This is a genomic window from Acinetobacter lwoffii (assembly GCF_024129685.1).
GTDB lineage: Bacteria > Pseudomonadota > Gammaproteobacteria > Pseudomonadales > Moraxellaceae > Acinetobacter > Acinetobacter lwoffii_X.
Genome location: NZ_JAMXXL010000042.1, coordinates 1 through 17,935, shown reverse-complemented (window position 1 = coordinate 17,935; position 17,935 = coordinate 1). Strand labels below are relative to the sequence as shown.

Annotated in this window: 16 protein-coding genes and 3 pseudogenes; 12 read left to right on the top strand and 7 right to left on the bottom strand. The window is 39.1% G+C overall.

The features are described from left to right. The 3 genes and pseudogenes from NI464_RS14490 to NI464_RS14485 form a co-directional block, all read right to left on the bottom strand. Positions 1 to 112: pseudogene (locus tag NI464_RS14490) on the bottom strand (thiol:disulfide interchange protein DsbA/DsbL); the annotation flags it as partial. A 177-nt stretch (positions 113 to 289) separates the two neighbouring features. Next, positions 290 to 411 (bottom strand): annotated as a pseudogene (locus NI464_RS15990) (cation diffusion facilitator family transporter); the annotation flags it as partial. A 557-nt stretch (positions 412 to 968) separates the two neighbouring features. After that, complete coding sequence (locus tag NI464_RS14485; RefSeq protein ID WP_004812033.1) at positions 969 to 1,535, bottom strand: recombinase family protein; 567 nt, start codon at positions 1,533 to 1,535, stop codon at positions 969 to 971. 314 nt (positions 1,536 to 1,849) lie between these two features. Between NI464_RS14485 and arsC the strand changes: the two genes are divergently transcribed. From arsC to NI464_RS14455, 6 genes are all read left to right on the top strand, one after another. Beyond that, positions 1,850 to 2,278 carry an arsenate reductase (glutaredoxin) gene (arsC, locus tag NI464_RS14480; RefSeq protein WP_004733243.1) on the top strand — a complete coding sequence of 143 codons (429 nt, stop codon included), beginning with the start codon at positions 1,850 to 1,852 and terminating at the stop codon, positions 2,276 to 2,278. A gap of 44 nt (positions 2,279 to 2,322) precedes the next feature. Beyond that, positions 2,323 to 2,646, top strand: coding sequence for a metalloregulator ArsR/SmtB family transcription factor (locus NI464_RS14475; RefSeq protein ID WP_004644742.1), 324 nt, complete (start codon positions 2,323 to 2,325; stop codon positions 2,644 to 2,646). Between the two features lie 4 nt (positions 2,647 to 2,650). Then, positions 2,651 to 3,124: an arsenate reductase ArsC gene (locus NI464_RS14470; RefSeq protein ID WP_004781073.1), complete on the top strand. Its 474-nt coding sequence runs from the start codon at positions 2,651 to 2,653 to the stop codon at positions 3,122 to 3,124. Positions 3,125 to 3,129: 5 nt separating this feature from the next. Further along, positions 3,130 to 4,170, top strand: coding sequence for an ACR3 family arsenite efflux transporter (arsB, locus tag NI464_RS14465; RefSeq protein ID WP_004644740.1), 1,041 nt, complete (start codon positions 3,130 to 3,132; stop codon positions 4,168 to 4,170). A 4-nt stretch (positions 4,171 to 4,174) separates the two neighbouring features. After that, the gene (gene arsH, locus NI464_RS14460) at positions 4,175 to 4,879 is read left to right on the top strand and encodes an arsenical resistance protein ArsH (protein WP_253139265.1); all 705 of its coding nucleotides are present in this window, start codon (positions 4,175 to 4,177) and stop codon (positions 4,877 to 4,879) included. 167 nt (positions 4,880 to 5,046) lie between these two features. Further along, the gene (locus NI464_RS14455; protein ID WP_026444402.1) at positions 5,047 to 6,135 is read left to right on the top strand and encodes an ArsO family NAD(P)H-dependent flavin-containing monooxygenase; all 1,089 of its coding nucleotides are present in this window, start codon (positions 5,047 to 5,049) and stop codon (positions 6,133 to 6,135) included. Between the two features lie 327 nt (positions 6,136 to 6,462). On the opposite strand, the gene feoB is transcribed toward NI464_RS14455, so the two are convergent. Genes feoB through NI464_RS14440 form a run of 3 tightly spaced genes read right to left on the bottom strand, consistent with a single transcriptional unit; the run spans position 6,463 to position 9,834 of the window. Next, on the bottom strand, positions 6,463 to 8,292 hold the full coding sequence (gene feoB, locus NI464_RS14450) for a ferrous iron transporter B (RefSeq protein ID WP_005105970.1): 1,830 nt from the start codon (positions 8,290 to 8,292) through the stop codon (positions 6,463 to 6,465). Continuing rightward, positions 8,282 to 8,542 carry a FeoA family protein gene (locus NI464_RS14445; protein ID WP_004665962.1) on the bottom strand — a complete coding sequence of 87 codons (261 nt, stop codon included), beginning with the start codon at positions 8,540 to 8,542 and terminating at the stop codon, positions 8,282 to 8,284. The genes feoB and NI464_RS14445 overlap by 11 nt, the downstream gene beginning before the upstream one ends. Before the next feature lie 11 nt (positions 8,543 to 8,553). After that, positions 8,554 to 9,834: a cation efflux transmembrane domain-containing protein gene (locus NI464_RS14440; RefSeq protein WP_005105969.1), complete on the bottom strand. Its 1,281-nt coding sequence runs from the start codon at positions 9,832 to 9,834 to the stop codon at positions 8,554 to 8,556. A 90-nt stretch (positions 9,835 to 9,924) separates the two neighbouring features. Here NI464_RS14440 and cadR point away from each other — a divergent pair, with 90 nt between their 5' ends. The 6 genes from cadR (at position 9,925) to NI464_RS14410 (ending at position 17,657) form a co-directional block, all read left to right on the top strand. Further along, entirely contained in the window at positions 9,925 to 10,317 is a 393-nt protein-coding gene (gene cadR / locus NI464_RS14435; protein ID WP_004281856.1) for a Cd(II)/Pb(II)-responsive transcriptional regulator, read from the top strand. 142 nt (positions 10,318 to 10,459) lie between these two features. Further along, positions 10,460 to 10,870: a hypothetical protein gene (locus NI464_RS14430; protein WP_004733191.1), complete on the top strand. Its 411-nt coding sequence runs from the start codon at positions 10,460 to 10,462 to the stop codon at positions 10,868 to 10,870. A 49-nt stretch (positions 10,871 to 10,919) separates the two neighbouring features. Continuing rightward, positions 10,920 to 12,287 carry a TolC family protein gene (locus NI464_RS14425; protein ID WP_004281854.1) on the top strand — a complete coding sequence of 456 codons (1,368 nt, stop codon included), beginning with the start codon at positions 10,920 to 10,922 and terminating at the stop codon, positions 12,285 to 12,287. A gap of 1 nt (position 12,288) precedes the next feature. Beyond that, a complete protein-coding gene (locus NI464_RS14420) occupies positions 12,289 to 13,524 on the top strand; it encodes an efflux RND transporter periplasmic adaptor subunit (protein WP_004281853.1) in 1,236 nt (411 codons plus the stop codon). Continuing rightward, complete coding sequence (locus tag NI464_RS14415) at positions 13,514 to 16,672, top strand: efflux RND transporter permease subunit (protein WP_253139247.1); 3,159 nt, start codon at positions 13,514 to 13,516, stop codon at positions 16,670 to 16,672. Before NI464_RS14420 ends, NI464_RS14415 begins: the two co-directional genes overlap by 11 nt. 85 nt (positions 16,673 to 16,757) lie before the next feature. Then, a complete protein-coding gene (locus NI464_RS14410) occupies positions 16,758 to 17,657 on the top strand; it encodes a cation diffusion facilitator family transporter (protein WP_004665978.1) in 900 nt (299 codons plus the stop codon). Between the two features lie 147 nt (positions 17,658 to 17,804). Here the strand turns inward: NI464_RS14410 and NI464_RS14405 are convergent. Then, positions 17,805 to 17,935 (bottom strand): annotated as a pseudogene (locus NI464_RS14405) (IS6 family transposase); the annotation flags it as partial.

Genomic DNA, 17,935 nt, shown 5'->3' with positions numbered 1-17,935 from the left:
TGACTGGTTTTGCAACCACCTGATAGTCCTGACCTGCCACAAAATTGGCCATAGCATTGCCTGAAAAGGCCAAAACAGATGCGGCAACAGCTCCTAAAAGGAATTTTTTCATTGGGATTATCGTCCTCTAAATCATTATGCTTAGTGTATGGGTTCACTATAAATCAATTATGCCGGTTCCGTTTTCATGCTGCGAACTTTTGTGCTATCAGAACCGCTACATTAAAGTATGCGACTGATTTTAAGTCAGTTAATATGGCCATTCGACCGCTATGTGTTTTTAGATAATCACAAAAGTTAAACTTTGAGTAATAAAAACGGTTATAATTTCTACGATTAAAACGTAGTGGTCAAACCTACAGTAAATATTAGCTTCTTACTATTCTCTTCAGTAACAGCCGCGTGGCTATGATAATTGCTGGAATTTACAACATAGAACTGAGCAAAAAATGATTTATGAAAGGTTTATTAAATTAAATAAATTATTTATATAGTTAAAATTCACCTGATAAATCACTTTTTAATTTAAATTACTATGTTAATTATTTGTTAATTATTTCTAAATTTTTCTCTAAGAAACGGAGTCCCCCATCAGCAAAACTACTGGTTGAAAAAACTATAGTAAAAATAACTAAAATAATCTTCATGTACATATTATTGAATCTAATCATATCTTGGACCAAAAAAATCTTTACTTATAATAATGAGTAAATATATACATCCGAATGACGACAAAATTACAAACTTGTAATTTTGTTAAGGTTTGTTCTCAAAAAAATAAATTAATACTATTTTAAAAAAGATAAATCGTTGCTGAAAAAGCTAGATTGCAATCGAGTTAATTAATTATAAATCAAAAACTTATATTGTATAAAATTAGTAACTCTTTGCTTTCTGCACTTATTATTTAATCAACGTTTCACGATTTTCATAAGCTAAACTAAATATAGTCGCCAATTTCAATTGAGTTATTTCCCGGCTTTTAAATACCGATATACCGCTTGGCGACTAATTCCAAATGCCTGGCCTAATGCCATTTTTGAAGGGTACTTCCCTTCCTTCCAGTCTTGTCGCAAAGCTTCAGCCTGATCAGGTTTCAATTTATGTACCCGGCCTTTGTACTTCCCTTGAGAAGAGGCAAGTTTAATTCCTTCCTTTTGCCGCTCTAAAATGATCTCACGTTCAAACTGTGCAAAAGCACCCATCAGTTGCAGCATCAAATTATCCATCGGGGTGGATTGGGCCGTAAAAGTAATATTTTCTTTTACAAACTGGATGGCAATCCCTCGTTTGACCAGTTTATCCACTTCAGTCACCAAATCTTTTAAGCTTCGCGCAAAACGATCCATGGAATGTACTATCACCCGGTCTCCTTCCCGGACATAATTCAACATTTCCTGAAATTTCGGTCGGTCGGTATTTTTACCTGAAGCACGGTCAACAAAAATCCGGTCGACTTCAATTCCCTCAAGTTGACGTCCCGTATTTTGCTCGACCGAACTCACTCGCACATAGCCTACTTTTTGGCCTTTCACTTTTTACGCCCCAATTGGATAAAAATGAACAATTTCGTAAATTATAAATCTTTAATACCAAAGTTACATGTTACTTATGATTAAAAAACATTTAAATGGTACATGTTTTTAAGAACTTTTAAAATGTAATTTTAGGGTATACTCTAAATTTACATATTTAAATAACGAGTTTTTTCTCACTCATAAGAATTTGCAAGAATATATATACATTTATTGACATTAAGTAATTTAAATAAAATCAATATACGTATTTACATATATGTGGAAATACGTATATAAGTATATCTGAGTTTCTAATAGCAGTGTTAGTCAAAATGTTCTCGACCATAAAGATTTATCACAATCCTGAGTGTGGTACATCAAGGAATACCTTAGCTTTAATTCAAAATGCAGGAATTGAACCAATCGTTATTGAATATCTAATTACCCCACCTTCGAAAGCAGAATTAATTGAACTTATTCGTAGTGCTGGTTTAAGTGTTAGAGAAGCAATTCGTAAAAATGTACCTCCATATTCTGATTTAGAAATTGTTCGGGAAGATTGGTCTGATGAACAGCTTTTAAATTTTATGCTTCAACATCCTATTTTGATTAACCGCCCATTCGTTGTTACGGATTTAGGTACACGTTTGTGTCGTCCTTCTGAAGTTGTTTTGGATATTCTCCCGTTTCCTCAGAAAGGCGCATTTAGCAAAGAAGATGGTGAAAAAATTATTGATGAAAATGGCCAAAGAATTAAATAGTACTTTCTCATCTCTTGAATGGAAAGAATGTGAAGGAGATTTATATGGATCAAGTTAATTTTTTTAAATGCTTATCAGATGAAACACGTCTCAATATAGTGACATTAATTGTTGAAAATAAAGAACTATGTGTATGTGATTTGACTGAAAAACTACAACTCAGTCAACCGAAAATTTCAAGACATTTAGCCCTTTTACGTGCTTCAGGGCTACTTCAAGATCGCAGACAAGGCCAATGGGTTTACTACAGTATCAATCCAAAATTGGCCAACTGGTGTTATGAAATTTTAGATATTTTGAAGACGGTTCAATCTCAATCAAAGCTGGATGATCAACACCCCCTTTCTGTAAATAGTTATTGTGAGTAATTCAATGAAATTTTTATTTTTATGTACTGGAAATAGCTGCCGTAGCATTTTGTCTGAAGTTTTGTTTAATAGCCGAGCACCAGAAGGTTGGAAAGCCTATAGCGCTGGGAGTAAGCCTTCAGGTCAAGTTCACCCGCTAACTTTAGAAACCCTTGAAAACTTAGGATTATCTACCGAAGGTTTATGGAGTAAAACGATTAATGATTGTGAACAATATCAACCTGATGTTGTGATCACAGTATGTGATTCTGCTGCTCAAGAAGCATGTCCACTTTATTTGGGTGGAGCAATCAAGGCACATTGGGGCTTGGCTGATCCTTCACACTTAGACGTGAATAAAGAAGAAAAAATGAAAGCCTTTATGAGCACTGTTGAACATATCAATCGTCGCTTAGATGCTTTATTTAAACTTAATGTAGATAAACTATCTCGCTCAGAATTGATTGCAGCAATTAATCAAATTTCGAACGTTGAGTAAGTGAAATGTCTGAAAAACGCTTATCTTTTTTAGATCGCAACCTGACGCTATGGATTTTTATTGCCATGGCCTTAGGCATTGCCATCGGAAACTTCTTTCCTCAGGCTTCTGTCGCACTCGATAAATTAAGCATTGATTCAGTGAATATTCCAATCGCGATTGGTCTTATTCTAATGATGTATCCACCACTGGCAAAAGTGAACTATGCGACTTTGCCACAAGTGTTTAAGGATAAGAAAACCCTTACTTTGTCCTTAGTACAAAACTGGCTGATCGCGCCAGTACTCATGTTTGCCCTGGCAATCATATTTTTACATAGTTATCCAGAATATATGACCGGTGTCATCCTGATTGGTCTTGCTCGATGTATTGCCATGGTTCTGGTGTGGAATGGCTTGGCCTGTGGTGATAATCAATATGTTGCAGCATTAGTTGCCTTTAACAGCATCTTCCAGATTCTATTTTTCAGTACCTATGCCTGGTTATTCCTGACCTTCCTTCCACCCTATTTTGGTGTCGCTTCGCAGGTCATTAATGTCGATTTCTGGACCATCACCCATGCTGTTCTGGTTTATCTTGGTATTCCGTTCTTATTAGGTTTCTTAACGCGATGGATTTTGGTGAAACAGAAAGGCGTGGAATGGTATGAAACCAAGTTCATTCCGAAAATCAGTCCGCTGAGTTTAATGGCTTTGCTGTTCACCATTCTGGCCATGTTTAGCCTAAAAGGCGGTGATGTCGTGAGTCTTCCGCTTGAAGTTTTACGCATCGCGATTCCTTTAACCATTTACTTCGTTTTAATGTTCTTCATCAGCTTCTTTATGAGTAAATGGATGGGCAATGACTATCCTAAGACCACAGCAATTGCATTTACCGCAGCGGGGAATAATTTTGAATTATCACTTGCAGTAGCGATTGCAACTTTTGGTATCGCTTCGCCTGTTGCTTTTACCACGATTATTGGCCCACTGGTCGAAGTTCCTGTGTTGATTGCCTTGGTGAGTGTTTCACTCTGGCTGAGAAAGAAAGTTTTTAAAGAGGCCTAACTCTATGAATCTCCCAAATGTAGATCTAAATCTTCTTGAGCAACCCACCTTTGAAAAAGTTCAAGCCAAAGAACTTGCTCATCCTCCGCGAATTTTGCTGCTGTATGGCTCTAATCGAGAACGTTCTTACAGTCGCCTTGCAGTTCTTGAAGCCGGTCGAATCCTTGAGCATTTTGGGGCGGAAATAAAAATCTTTCATCCTAAAGGGCTTCCTTTACCAGAAGATGCGGATACTGAGCATCCAAAAGTAAAAGAACTGCATGAGCTTTTAGCATGGTCAGAAGGCATGGTCTGGTGTTCACCTGAACGCCATGGTTCTATGAGTTCAATCTTTAAATCTCAAATCGACTGGATTCCACTGGCAGGAGGGGCAATCCGTGCTACCCAAGGTAAAACTCTTGCCTTGATGCAAGTCAGTGGCGGATCACAGTCATTTAACAGCCTGAACCAGATGCGTATTTTGGGGCGGTGGATGCGGATGATCACCATTCCAAATCAGTCTTCAGTTCCAAAAGCTTTTTTGGAGTTTGAAGAAGATGGACGAATGAAACCTTCGGCTTTCTATGACCGGATTGTGGATGTGATGGAAGAGTTATTTAAGTTCACCCTACTGACTCGTGGACAAAGCAAATACCTGACAGATCGTTATTCTGAACGCAAGGAATCGGCAGAAGATTTGTCCAAGCGTGTAAATCAGCGCAGTTTATAAATGCTGGATGGTATTAAATACTGCGCCTCATTGCCAGGTCAGTAACACTTTTATGCTGTACCGATGAAGTGCTGTTAAAGGTACAATGAATATTGTAAAAACCCAGTCTTCATGATTGGGTTTTTACATTAAAGAAGTCAGAGATAAATAAGGAAAAGGTGAAGGCTTTGAACCAGAAACAGACTGAAACTGATGTGATCATTATCGGTGGTGGGCAGGCCGCTTTATCTACCGCTTATTTTTTAAAGCGCAAGAAAATCCCATTCATTATATTGGATGAGCAAAATCAAGCGGGGGGTGCCTGGCTGCATACCTGGGAGTCATTGCGTCTTTTTTCTCCTAATACCTGGAGTTCTCTATCCGGTTGGATGATGCCCATCACTGAACAGACCTATCCAACACGAAATGAGGTGATCCAGTATTTATCGGCTTATGAACAGAGATATCAATTTTCGATTGTTCGTCCAGTACATGTCGATCGTGTGGAATCGAAGGGAAAGTATTTAGACGTATATGCTGGAGAAAAGTTTTGGCGAGCCAAGGTGGTGGTCAGTGCAACAGGGACATGGCGCCAGCCGTTTATTCCTGATTATCCGGGACAGGAAAACTTTCAAGGCACGCAGTTACATTCAGCCCATTACCTGAATGCAGATTCATTTAAAGATAAGAAAGTCATCGTGGTGGGTGGGGGGAATTCGGGCGCGCAAATACTCGCTGAGGTTTCACAAGTTGCTGAAACCATTTGGGTCACAAAAACTCCGCCTCAATTTTTACCTGATGATGTCGATGGTCGAGTACTGTTTTTAAGAGCAACTGAGCGTTTAAAAGTACAACAAGAAGGAAGAAAAGTTGACCAGCCAATAGGTGGCCTAGGTGATATTGTGATGATCGATAGTGTCAAAGAGGCAAGGAATAGAGGAGTCTTACATAGCCGTCCACCTTTTCAATCTTTAGCTACAGATGCAGTTATTTGGCCAGATGGAAAAAAAGAGAAAATTGATGTGATTATTTGGTGTACTGGATTTAAGGCTTCATTAAATCATCTAAAAAGTATAGATATAGTAGAGCGAGATAACTTTGTAGAAGTTCAAAATGGAAGGTCTATTAAGTTACCTAACTTGTGGTTAGTTGGATATGGAGATTGGACAGGTATGGCATCTGCAACATTAATTGGCGTTTCTAGAACAGCGAGAGCTACAGTAGATGAGATCTTCACTTATCTACAAGAAATTAATACTAAAAAATTTTCAGAATAATTATCCATATCGAGTATAAGAATTTTAGAATCGGTTTTGTGTCTAGGCTACTGGGAGCATTCCAATATTTTGATTATTATTTCACTAAAAGTGTCTACAAGATCATGCTCTTCATTAAGCCATAATTTTTGATATTTAAACCTAATTTCATGAATTGCACTAAAAAGAGGGAACTCTTTCATAATTTATAATTAAATTAGAAGTTTTCTTAGGAAGCTGTTTAATATTATTGATATCTATACAGTTTTTCTTGTAAAAGCGCTTCATTTATAGTGAGTATTTCAATAAAATAAGGGAGCTAGCTCCCTTATTTTATTCATTTGCTAATTAAAAATTACTCGCAACTTGATATGTGATGAATGAAAAGATGTAGGCTAATGCAAACAAATAAGTTGCCATAATGATGGGCTGTTTCCAGCTGCCAGTTTCTCGTCTAATTGTTGCTAACGTAGCAAGACAATGGGGAGCAAAAATAAACCATACCAATAATGATAAACCTGTGGCTAACCCCCATCCATCCGGGCCTGAAATTTGACTTAACAGACTTTGAGTTACTGTATCTTCATCACCTGACATCGCATAAATCACCCCAAGAGCAGCAATTACAACTTCCCTTGCTGCCATAGCAGGAATGAGTGCAATACATATTTCCCATGTAAACCCAATAGGCGCAAATATAGGATGAATTAAATGCCCTAACTGACCAGCTAAACTATAGTTAATGGCCGGCATGGTTGCATTATCTGGTGGTTGAGGGAACGTGACTAGCACCCATAACAAGATAGACAGCGCAACGATAATGCCACCAACTCGTTTTAAGAAAATAGTTGCCCTATCATATAAGCCTAATGCAATATTTCTAATATCTGGAATTCGGTATGTGGGAAGTTCAAAAATAAAAATACTTTCAGTTTTATCTTTTCGAACCAACTTCAGAAAGACTGAAACTAATAACGCTGAGACTATTCCCGACATATAAAGACCAAAAAGGACTAATCCTTGCAGACTTAACCAGCCGTAGATTAATTGGTTGGGAATAAATGCCGCGATCAATAAAGCATATACTGGCAATCTTGCTGAACAGGTCATCAAGGGTGCAATCATAATTGTTGCTAATCGGTCCCGTTCAGAGCTGATACTTCTGGTTGCCATAATTCCGGGAATGGCACAAGCAAAACTGGATAGCAGAGGAATAAATGAACGGCCGCTAAGCCCGGCTTTAGACATTAATTTATCTAAAAGAAATGCTGCCCGGGGTAAATAGCCTGACTCTTCAAGCATTAAAATGAAGAAGAATAAAATCAAAATCTGAGGCATATATGCAAGCACGCTACCTGCACCAGCAATTACCCCATCCACAACCAAGCTTTTTAATAGAGGATGTTGGATTAGTGGTCCAATAAAATCACTGAGCCATGCGACAAAATTTTCAATGAATTCAATAAAAGGCGTTGCCCATATAAATACCGCCTGGAACATCACAAACATGGTTAAAGTTAAGATTACTAAACCCAATACAGGATGTAGAAAAATTTTATCTAGAAATGCGGTTCTTTTATCACCACTGTCATTATTTAAAATAACTTGTTTGGTGATTTGTTTGACCTGTTCAAAATGACTTAATTCAGAATGATAAGGAGTAATAAAAAGATTTTTTTGATCTAATTGATTAATTAAATCTTGAATTCCTTTTGTTTTAACTGCGACAGCTTCAACTACAGGGATACCTAACAGTTGAGACAGTTTATCCTTATCAATGGAAATACCACGCTTTTTGACCTCATCCATCATATTTAATACAAGAATCATAGGGCGATTTAGAGCACGAACTTCGAGAACCAAGCTCAAATGTAAGCTTAAATTTGTGGCATCTACAACGCATATAAAAATATCGGGTAGAACTTCACCTTTTAGCTCGCCCAAACAAACTGCCCTGGTGACTTCTTCATCTAAACTACTAGGTTTTAAACTGTAAGTTCCGGGTAAGTCCAATACTCGTACTGCATCACCAGAAGGTAATTTAAAAGAACCTTCTTTTCTTTCTACGGTAACTCCAGCATAGTTGGCAACTTTTTGTCGCGTACCAGTAAGCGTATTAAATAAAGAGGTTTTTCCACAATTTGGATTACCGACTAATGCAATGTTCTTAATCTTCATTGGATACTAACTCTACAAAAATTCTTTCAGCTTCATTCTTTCTTAATGCGAATCTTGAAGTTTCAATTTGAACTAAAACAGGATCTCCGCCAAAAACACCTTTAGCGAGTACTTGTAGAGTTTCACCCTCTCTAAAACCTAATAGTTGGAGCCGTTCCAATACGGGATCAGTGGTATGACTGTATTGATTACCTTTTTTGAGATCTCTAATTTTGACGATCTGATTTTGTTTAACTTGAAATAGATTCATTTTCGATACTCTTACTTCAAAGCCAAAATCTTTCGAGCACCATTAAGCACGAATAAAGAAACCAGGATGCCAATGATTAAGTCTGGGTAAGCTGATCCCGTCCACGCCACGAGTACACCGGCAAATATAACGCCCATATTTACGACAACGTCATTCGCCGAGAAAATCCAACTGGCTTTCATATGTGCGCCATCTTCTCGATGACCAGAAATAAGATATAAGCATGTCACGTTAGCTATAAGTGCGAGCAGGCCAATAACAATCATGAGCGTTGATTCTGGCTCGCTTCCAAACATGAATCGTCTAATGACATCAATAATCACGATGACAGCAAGTAATAACTGAATCCAACCTGCGAAATGGGCTGCTTTCACTTGATATTTCGCAGCTTTTCCGACGGCATATAGCGCAATACCATAAACGGCTGCATCGGCAAACATATCTAGAGAATCAGCAATCAATCCTGTAGACGCAGCAATAATTCCGCTGATGAATTCTATAAAGAAAAGTAGAGCATTAATGCCTAATAACAGTTTAAGTACTTTAGCTTGTCTCACAGGATCAGGTTCATTAGGTATATCGCCTGAAGAAAGCTGTGTTTCATCAAGTTTCGCCCCAAAACCCAGTCCTTCAAGTTTGGCCGTAATTTGCTGACTCCCTTCATTATGGAAGACTTTCAGTTTTCGATTGGGAAGATCAAAAGTAAGACCTTTAACTGCTTCAATATCTGCAAGAGCCATACGGACCATTTGCTCTTCAGCAGAGCAATCCATTTTAGGAATGGTATAGGTACTTGTTTGCTTAGCCTGTTGATTGCTTATATAAGTTTCAGTCTTCACAAGCTTTGCACCAAAACCCAAAGCTTCAAGTTTGGTAGTTATATTTTCATCTTTTTGATTATGTAGAACCTTTAAAGACCGGTTAGGTAAATCAAAGATGAGTTTTTGAACACCATCAATTGAAGATAGCGCCATACGAACCATCTGTTCTTCCGCAGAACAATCCATTTTGGGAACTAAGTATTCACTCATGTAGTGCGAATTTTTTAAAACGTCTTCAGTGCTTAAATTTTCTTTGGGATCAGAACCACAACAGGATTGAGCGGTATCTTCACAACTGTTTGAAGTGTTACAGCAAGGAGATGAAGATTTTTCTTCTTCCTCTTCACCACAACAGCTAAGCGTATTATTACAATTCTTTGAATTGTTTGCTTCTGCAATTGATGGATGATTTTCTTGTTGAGATTTCTTATCTTTGCATGGTGTTTCTTTACTACATCCACAACCACTCATAATTATACCCATTAAAAAAATTTATAAACTTTGAATATTAGAATCCCTATAGTTACTATAGAGTCAAGATTTTTTGGAAATACCAACTCAATGCATTTAAAAATTGGTGAACTCTCTAAAAAAACCTCATGTTCAGTATTAACAATTAGGTTTTATGAAAAGGAAGGTTTAATTCCGGAACCCGAAAGAACGGAAGGAAATTACCGCCTTTACGATATAGGCTATGTTGAGCGAATTAAGTTTATTTTGAATTGCCGAACTTTAAATATGAGTTTGAATGAAATTCGTCAATTACTCACCTATAAAGATAATCCCAAGAAAAATTGTTCAGATGTGAATGAATTAATTGACTTACATGTCAGTGCTATCAGAGAAAATATAATCAAGCAACAAAAGCTTATTGAACAATTATCTGATTTAAGAGGTACTTGTGATGGTTTATGTACAATTGACCAATGTGGAGTTCTAAAAAATCTAGCTTGATTATCTAGACCTATGCTTTTTTCAAAAACTCTGTATATCTTTACTTAAGGCTGCAAAAAGATTAAGGTGACTTAAATTTTGTGATCAGATCTTAGATAGCTTTGGTTAGCTTCCGATTGGTGTTTTAAATACAGATTTGTGTATGAAGAGAAAAACATTTCTAATCCAGATATTGGTACTCTTATTCACATTCCAGAATATTTGGAGTGTGGCAGAGGCTGCTTGTCTGCATGAAATGCCAAACATACCCAATTCAATACTCTCTAATCCAATCGATTTAGACGAAAAGAGTGATAGTCCTCGTCAAGCACTTTATTCCCTAGAAAACTATAAAGAAATCTATGACTATTGTCAGAAGGTTTGTTTTAACGAAAAGTGCAGTCATTTCTCAAATACAATCGTGATTCAGATTGACCCACCCGATGATCTGAAGCTTAAAGCTAATTTTGAGACCGGCATTACCCCAACTTATTTGGGAATAACTTTTTATAAACCCCCTTATCTGGATCAATTAACCCCGCCTCCCGATTTGCCCCTACTATTGGTGGGGTAGTCTTATAAAAGCCCACCACTCCTAATTTCATTATGCGTGGGGCATTTTCATGTCAAAAAACAAATTACATCAGGATACCTCCATCCTGAATTTATCCTGGTCAGCCTTAGGTAGCGGTATCTTGCTATCTGCAATGATCAGCTTCAGTACTTCCGTAGTCGCCAGTACTCAAGATTTAACGCTGCAGCAAGCTATTGAGCAGGTTAACCAATATCAAGCGTCCCAAAATTTCTGGGAAACGCAAAACAGCATTAATGCCACGAATCTTCAGCAAAGTAAGCTGTTTAAAAATCCTGAACTGTCAGTTGAACAAACGGGATTTGGTTCAAATAATGAAAAAGAGCTTACCATTGGCATATCACAACCCTTGGATATTTTTGGTGAGCGAAGAGCAAACCAAAAATTAGCCAGTCTCTCTACAGATAAAACAGCGCTGAAACAGAAGATTTATCAAGCACAAATTGAGCTTGCAGTGAAATATGTATGGTCACAACTGGCCATTGCTGAACTTGAAAAAAACATTGTCAATGAACAACTTCGGGTGAGCCAAGAAAACCTTCAAGCAATCGAAAAGCGCTTTAATGCAGGCAGTATTGCCCAAGTAGATGTAAATCGCGCACGTTTAAGCCATGCTGAAAATATCCGTCTTTTTAGACAGGCAGACTTACAGGTACAAGTGGCCACCCAACAATTATCAAATTTATGGGGTACGTCTGATAAGTCATTGCAGGTAAACCTCTCTTCACAAAAGCTCTGGCCAAAATCGACTCATGAACAGGTTCAAGAATATTTAGCGGAAAACTACGTTGAGAAATATCGAGCTTTACTGGTATTAGAGTCTCAAGCAACGGTTGATCAACTAAGGGCAAAGGCACGTCCTAACCCCACTTTAAACCTAGGTGTCAACCGCACCCAATCCTTGGAAAACTCCACACAAAATCAATTAGTAGTCGGAGTCAGTGTACCGCTTAATATTTTCGATCGTCAGCAAAATGGCATAAAAATCGCGCAAGAAAAAATGAACTTATTAGAGCGTCAGAAAGAGTTTTATCTGAAGCAAAATGCGCTGCAAATAGGCACAATTTTAACCGAGTTGCAGGGTTTAGAGCTGCAATTCAAAGTCGTTGACGAGACTCAAATTCCTTTGGCGACTCAAGTTCAAAGTAAGACGCTACAAGGTTTCTTGGCAGGCAAGTTTGCTTTAACCGATGTTCAGCAAGCCACGCTTCAATTACAAGACATCCGTCTGCGTAAAGTCCAGTTGTTACGGGATGGCTGGCAAAAGGCCATTGAAGCAGAAAGTTTGAGCTTAGGCATTAGCCCAAGTGAAGTCATGTCGAAAGATGCTATTGCACAAATCAATCAAAACTTATGGCAAGACATACAGGCCATGCCTGTCATTGGTGGGGGAAATTAACATGTTCGATCTTAAAAACAGCTTAAAAAAACAGAGCGGAAAAATCTCTCAACCTCTACTGATTAGTTTGGTTATCGGCGCTACCGTACTCCTCAGTATTTTTTTGATCTTAACTGGTAAGAATAAATCGGAAACATCAGATGAACATGCAGAGGAAGAAAGCGGAGAAGAACATGGCGGTGAAACCGAAGAGCATGCAGAAGGTGTGAGCCTGACTGCCAAGCAACTGGTGGAACAGGGCATACAATTATCAGCGGTCGATCAAGGCCCGGTGGTTAAATTAAGTTCTTATCCTGCCAAACTGAATGTGAATACTGACCAGCAAGCGCACGTCTCACCGAGTTTTAGTGGTCATGTAGAAAATGTCTATGTAGAACTCGGTCAAAAAGTTCAGAAAGGACAGCCTTTGGCTGCGTTGCTTGTTCCTGATCTAGTTGATCAGCAGGCCAATCTTAAAATTGAACAAACCAACCTTGAACTGGCGAAACAAGACTATGATCGTGAGCGTCAGCTTTGGTCACAGGGCATTTCAGCAAAACAGGACTATCAACGTGCTTATAACAGCTATAAACGGGCACAAATTCAGGTTCAAGCGGCCCAATCACGTTTAAGTGCATTTGGTGCAGTGAATGCCAGTAACGGACGCTATATTTTGAAAGCTCCCATTTCTGGCGTGATCAGTAAAAAGGATTTGGTTCTCGGGGAAAATGTTCAGTTAGCCGATCAACTCTTTACGATAGACCGGTTAGATCAACTCTGGCTTGAGTTTATTGTTCCAAATTCTGAAATTATGGGCTTAGCCCCGAATCAAAAGATCGAATTTAAATCCTTGCAAACAGAAAAGGTTTATCAAGCTGTTATTCAGACTTTAAATACTGAAGCGGATATTCAAACAGGTCGTCTTCAGGTGCGAGCAAAAGTTGAATCGAATGCAACCGAATTACGTCCAAACTTGATGGTGAACGTACAGTTGCAACAACGGAGTGAAAGTACCGCATTACGGGTACTTAAGTCCGCAGTTCAGAATGTCGATGGAAAAGATGTGGTTTTTGTCGCCACTCAGCATGGACAAAAAGTTGAATTCAGTCCGCAACCTGTGAAATTAGGGCAATCATCTGGGGAGAGCCAATGGATTGAAGTGGTGAGTGGGCTTAGTCAGGGACAAAAATATGCCGCTCAAGGCAGTTTTTTACTGAAATCCGAGCTGGAAAAAGGAGAGGCTTCACATGAGCACTGAAACTCCTCAAATTCCAGACCACGAATCGGTAAAACCTGAAGGACTGTTTGATCGACTGATCCAGTTTTCTATCCATAACGCAATCTGGGTCATGCTGTTTATTGCGGCTTGGATTGCTATTGGTATTTATAGTTATCAAAAGTTACCGATTGATGCTGTACCAGATATTACCAATACTCAGGTGCAGATTAACACTTCAGCCAATGGTTTTACGGCTTTAGAAATGGAACAGCGGATTACATATCCAATCGAGAATGCCATGTCAGGCATGCCGAAAATGGAACAAACCCGTTCTATTTCACGCTACGGCTTATCGCAAGTGACCATCATTTTTGAAGATGGCACGGATATTTACTGGGCCAGACAGCTTATCAACCAGCGCTTGCAAGAAGCAATGGGAGAAATGCCTGAAGATGTGCAACCTAACATGTCACCTATTTCGACAGGTTTAGGTGAAATCTATCAATGGGTGATTAAAGCCGAACCAAATGCTAAAAAACCGGATGGGACCGCTTATTCGGCTATGGATTTACGTGAAATTCAGGATTGGATTGTAAGGCCACAATTACAGCGCGTAAAAGGCGTTGCGGAGATCAACAGCATTGGTGGCTTTAATAAAACCTATGTGGTTGCCCCGGATCTGAACCGATTGCAACAATTGCAAATTCCTTTGTCTGATTTACAAACTGCCTTAACAGAGAATAATGAAAACCGTGGTGCTGGCTATATTGAGAAAAATGGACAACAGCTAACGGTTCGTGTTCCCGGCACTTTAAACACGATTGAAGATATCCAGAACATCAGTATTGCCAATAAAAACGGCTATCCGATTCGGGTGGCAGATGTCGCCAATGTCTCAATTGGTCATGACTTGAGAACAGGGGCTGCAACCTATAATGGTGAAGAAACTGTATTGGGTATTGCCATGATGATGATGGGAGAAAATAGCCGTACCGTTGCTCAAGCCATTGATGAAAAGGTGCAATCGATCCAGCAATCGCTACCTAAAGGTGTGGTGATTGAGACTGTGTATGACCGTACGCATTTGGTTGATCGGGCGATCAAAACCGTTCAGAAAAATTTGATTGAGGGTGCAATCCTCGTCATTGTTATTTTATTTCTCTTTCTAGGTAATTTCCGTGCTGCGCTGATCACGGCTTGCGTTATTCCACTGTCAATGCTGTTTACCTTGACGGGAATGGCAGAGCAGAAGATTAGTGCAAATCTGATGAGTTTAGGGGCACTGGACTTCGGTATTATTATTGATGGTGCAGTGGTTATTGTAGAAAACTGTATCCGTCGGCTAGCAGAAGCTCAGAAGCTGAAAGGTGGTTTACTTAGCCGTTCTGAAAGATTTAAAGAAGTCTTCTTGGCTGCAAAACAGGCGCGTCGTCCTCTGATTTTTGGACAGTTAATTATTTTGGTGGTTTATCTACCTATCTTTACCCTGACGGGTGTAGAAGCCAAACTTTTCCATCCTATGGCAATGACTGTTGTACTGGCTTTAATTGGGGCCATGATTTTATCTGTCACTTTTGTGCCAGCCGCAGTTGCCCTATTTGTCACTGGAGAAGTCAAGGAAACCGAAAGTCGCTGGATGCATTGGCTTAAAACCAAATATGAACTGCTTTTAGATAAAGCCTATGAGCTTCGTTTATTTGTGACTATTGTGGCTGCCTGTATTTTAGTGCTTACGGGCGTGCTAGCCACTCAAACAGGTAGCGAGTTTGCACCTCAACTGGGTGAAGGTGATTTTGCTGTTCAGCAAATGCGTTCCCCAAGTACAGGGTTAGAACAGTCACTGAGAATGCAGGAAAATACTGAAAAGTTACTGTTGAAAGAATTTCCTGAAATTAAAGCAATCTTTGCCCGTACCGGTACAGCAGAAGTGGCCACAGATGTCATGCCACCCAACATTTCAGATGGCGTGGTACTGTTAAAACCTCATGATGAATGGCCTGATCCAAAACAAACGATTGATGAGCTTCGCCAAAGAATGATTACTTTCTTAGCGACATTGCCGGGAAATAACAGTGAGTTCTCGCAACCCATTGAACTGCGTTTTAACGAGTTAATTTCAGGGGTGCGAAGTGATGTGGGTGTCAAATTATTTGGCGATGATATGGAAATTCTGAATCGTGAAGCGAATAAGATTTCTCAGAAAATTAAATCAATTTCAGGCGCGACAGCCGTTAATGTAGAGCAAACCAGCGGCTTACCCTTGTTGAATGTAGAAGTTGATAAGTCCAGAGCCGCACAATACGGCTTGTCGGTAAGAGCAATTCAGGATCTGGTAGCTACAAGTGTCGGTGGCCAGAATGTTGGAACAATTTTACAGGGAGACAAGCGTTTTGATTTTGTCATCCGTCTAGATGAATCCCAGCGTAGTCCTGAACAGTTAGCGGTACTTCCTATTCAATTGCCGAATGGTGGTTTAGTCCAACTGCAAGATGTGGCACGCGTTGAAAATATCCTGGGTATTAATCAGGTCAGCCGTGAAAATGGTAAACGTCGAGTGGTTATTACTGCAAATGTAGAAGGACGTGATTTAGGCTCATTCGTAACAGAGCTTCAGAGCACGTTATCCAAACAGGAATTACCAAGCGGTTATTGGATAGATTATGGCGGTCAATTTCAAAATCTGATGTCTGCAAAAGCGCGTATGCAATTGGTGGTTCCGCTCGCATTGTTGACGATCTTTATTTTATTGATGGCTGTATTCCATAATATCAAAGAAAGCTTACTGGTCTTTAGTGGTGTACCGTTTGCCTTATGTGGAGGCTTAATCGCGTTGTGGTTGCGTGACATTCCATTATCCATGTCAGCAGGGGTTGGCTTCATTGCACTATCGGGGGTGGCTGTACTGAATGGCTTAGTCATGCTCACCTTTATCAAAGAGTTGCGACAACAATATGACCTTTATTATGCAACGTGGCAGGGTGCAATTTTGCGTTTAAGACCTGTGTTAATGACCGCTTGTGTTGCTTCCCTTGGGTTTGTTCCGATGGCTTTGGCAACCGGGACTGGGGCAGAAGTACAGAGACCTTTAGCGACTGTAGTAATTGGAGGAATTATCTCCTCTACCCTGCTTACATTGGTTTTATTGCCTGTACTGTACCGCTGGATGAATGAAAAGAAAGCTTCTTAATCCATTAGATTAAGCAATTTTTAGCAGAGATATTGGGTCTGTCTCAAGTATCTCTGCTAATCATGGATTGAATAAGGAAAATTTTATGTCAGAACATCATGATCATAGCCATGCGGTTGTTACTGAAGGAAATAGTAAGAAATTAATGTTTGCTTTGGGTTTAACGACTACTTTTTTAATAGTAGAAGTTGTCGCTGCTTTTATTACCCAAAGTTTAGCATTACTGTCTGATGCCGCTCACATGTTTACTGATGTAGCCGCATTAGCTATTGCTCTTGCTGCTATCAAAATTGGTAAAAAAGCCGCAGATGATAAAAGAACTTTTGGCTATCAGCGATTCGAAATTTTAGCGGCTCTGTTTAATGCAGTGATGCTTTTTGTGGTGGCGATATATATTGTCTATGAAGCTTACCAACGCTTTACGCATCCTGCTGAAATTCAAAGTGTTGGAATGATGATTGTCGCAGTCATTGGTTTGGTCATAAATTTGATTTCAATGAAAATCCTTTCTGCGAGTGCTCAAGAAAGTCTAAATGTGAAAGGCGCATATTTAGAAGTCCTTAGTGATGCACTGGGATCGATAGGCGTGATTATCGGAGGAGTGGTCATTTATTTTACCCAGTGGATGTGGGTAGATACCGTAATCGCTGTGTTAATTGGCTTCTGGGTTTTACCTCGAACTTGGGTTTTATTAAAACAAAGTATCCATATTTTGCTTGAAGGGGTTCCTGATGAGATTGATATTGAGTCGTTAAGAAATGATTTATTGATGCTAGAGGGTGTTGAAGGGATTCATCAGTTGAAAGTCTGGGCTATATCTTCAAAAAACATTCATTTAACTGCTCATTTGGTTGCTCCTAATAGCGATCCAGATCAGCTCTATCAAAAGGCCTTAGACGTTCTAAAACATAATCATAGTATTACTGAAATTACGTTACAAATAGAAAGTAAGGAATGTAATACATTGGAACAGCATAAACATTAAAGTGCTGCTCTTTCTACATAATGGACAGATGACTAGGCTGATAAACCTTACCATTTTCCTGTATTACACTTCTATTTATCACACGCACTTTAAACGGCACTGTTGCAAATAGAGATTTGAGTCGATGATGTTCCCTTTAAAAAGTACTTAGAGACCGAAAACCCTGTTGATTAGACACACTTCACCCTGAGGCTGACCATAATAAAATGACGATGCTTGTCCTTTACGTAGTGCACGCATGACTTCAATACCTTTAATTGTGGCATAAGCCGTCTTCA

Bases quoted from the DNA above. Each gene is read 5' to 3' on its own strand.
- arsC (WP_004733243.1), top strand. From the start codon at position 1,850: ATGTTCTCGACCATAAAGATTTATCACAATCCTGAGTGTGGTACATCA.
- NI464_RS14475 (WP_004644742.1), top strand. From the start codon at position 2,323: ATGGATCAAGTTAATTTTTTTAAATGCTTATCAGATGAAACACGTCTC.
- NI464_RS14470 (WP_004781073.1), top strand. From the start codon at position 2,651: ATGAAATTTTTATTTTTATGTACTGGAAATAGCTGCCGTAGCATTTTG.
- arsB (WP_004644740.1), top strand. From the start codon at position 3,130: ATGTCTGAAAAACGCTTATCTTTTTTAGATCGCAACCTGACGCTATGG.
- arsH (WP_253139265.1), top strand. From the start codon at position 4,175: ATGAATCTCCCAAATGTAGATCTAAATCTTCTTGAGCAACCCACCTTT.
- feoB (WP_005105970.1), bottom strand. From the start codon at position 8,292: ATGAAGATTAAGAACATTGCATTAGTCGGTAATCCAAATTGTGGAAAA.
- NI464_RS14445 (WP_004665962.1), bottom strand. From the start codon at position 8,542: ATGAATCTATTTCAAGTTAAACAAAATCAGATCGTCAAAATTAGAGAT.
- NI464_RS14440 (WP_005105969.1), bottom strand. From the start codon at position 9,834: ATGAGTGGTTGTGGATGTAGTAAAGAAACACCATGCAAAGATAAGAAA.
- cadR (WP_004281856.1), top strand. From the start codon at position 9,925: ATGCATTTAAAAATTGGTGAACTCTCTAAAAAAACCTCATGTTCAGTA.
- NI464_RS14430 (WP_004733191.1), top strand. From the start codon at position 10,460: ATGAAGAGAAAAACATTTCTAATCCAGATATTGGTACTCTTATTCACA.
- NI464_RS14425 (WP_004281854.1), top strand. From the start codon at position 10,920: ATGTCAAAAAACAAATTACATCAGGATACCTCCATCCTGAATTTATCC.
- NI464_RS14420 (WP_004281853.1), top strand. From the start codon at position 12,289: ATGTTCGATCTTAAAAACAGCTTAAAAAAACAGAGCGGAAAAATCTCT.
- NI464_RS14415 (WP_253139247.1), top strand. From the start codon at position 13,514: ATGAGCACTGAAACTCCTCAAATTCCAGACCACGAATCGGTAAAACCT.
- NI464_RS14410 (WP_004665978.1), top strand. From the start codon at position 16,758: ATGTCAGAACATCATGATCATAGCCATGCGGTTGTTACTGAAGGAAAT.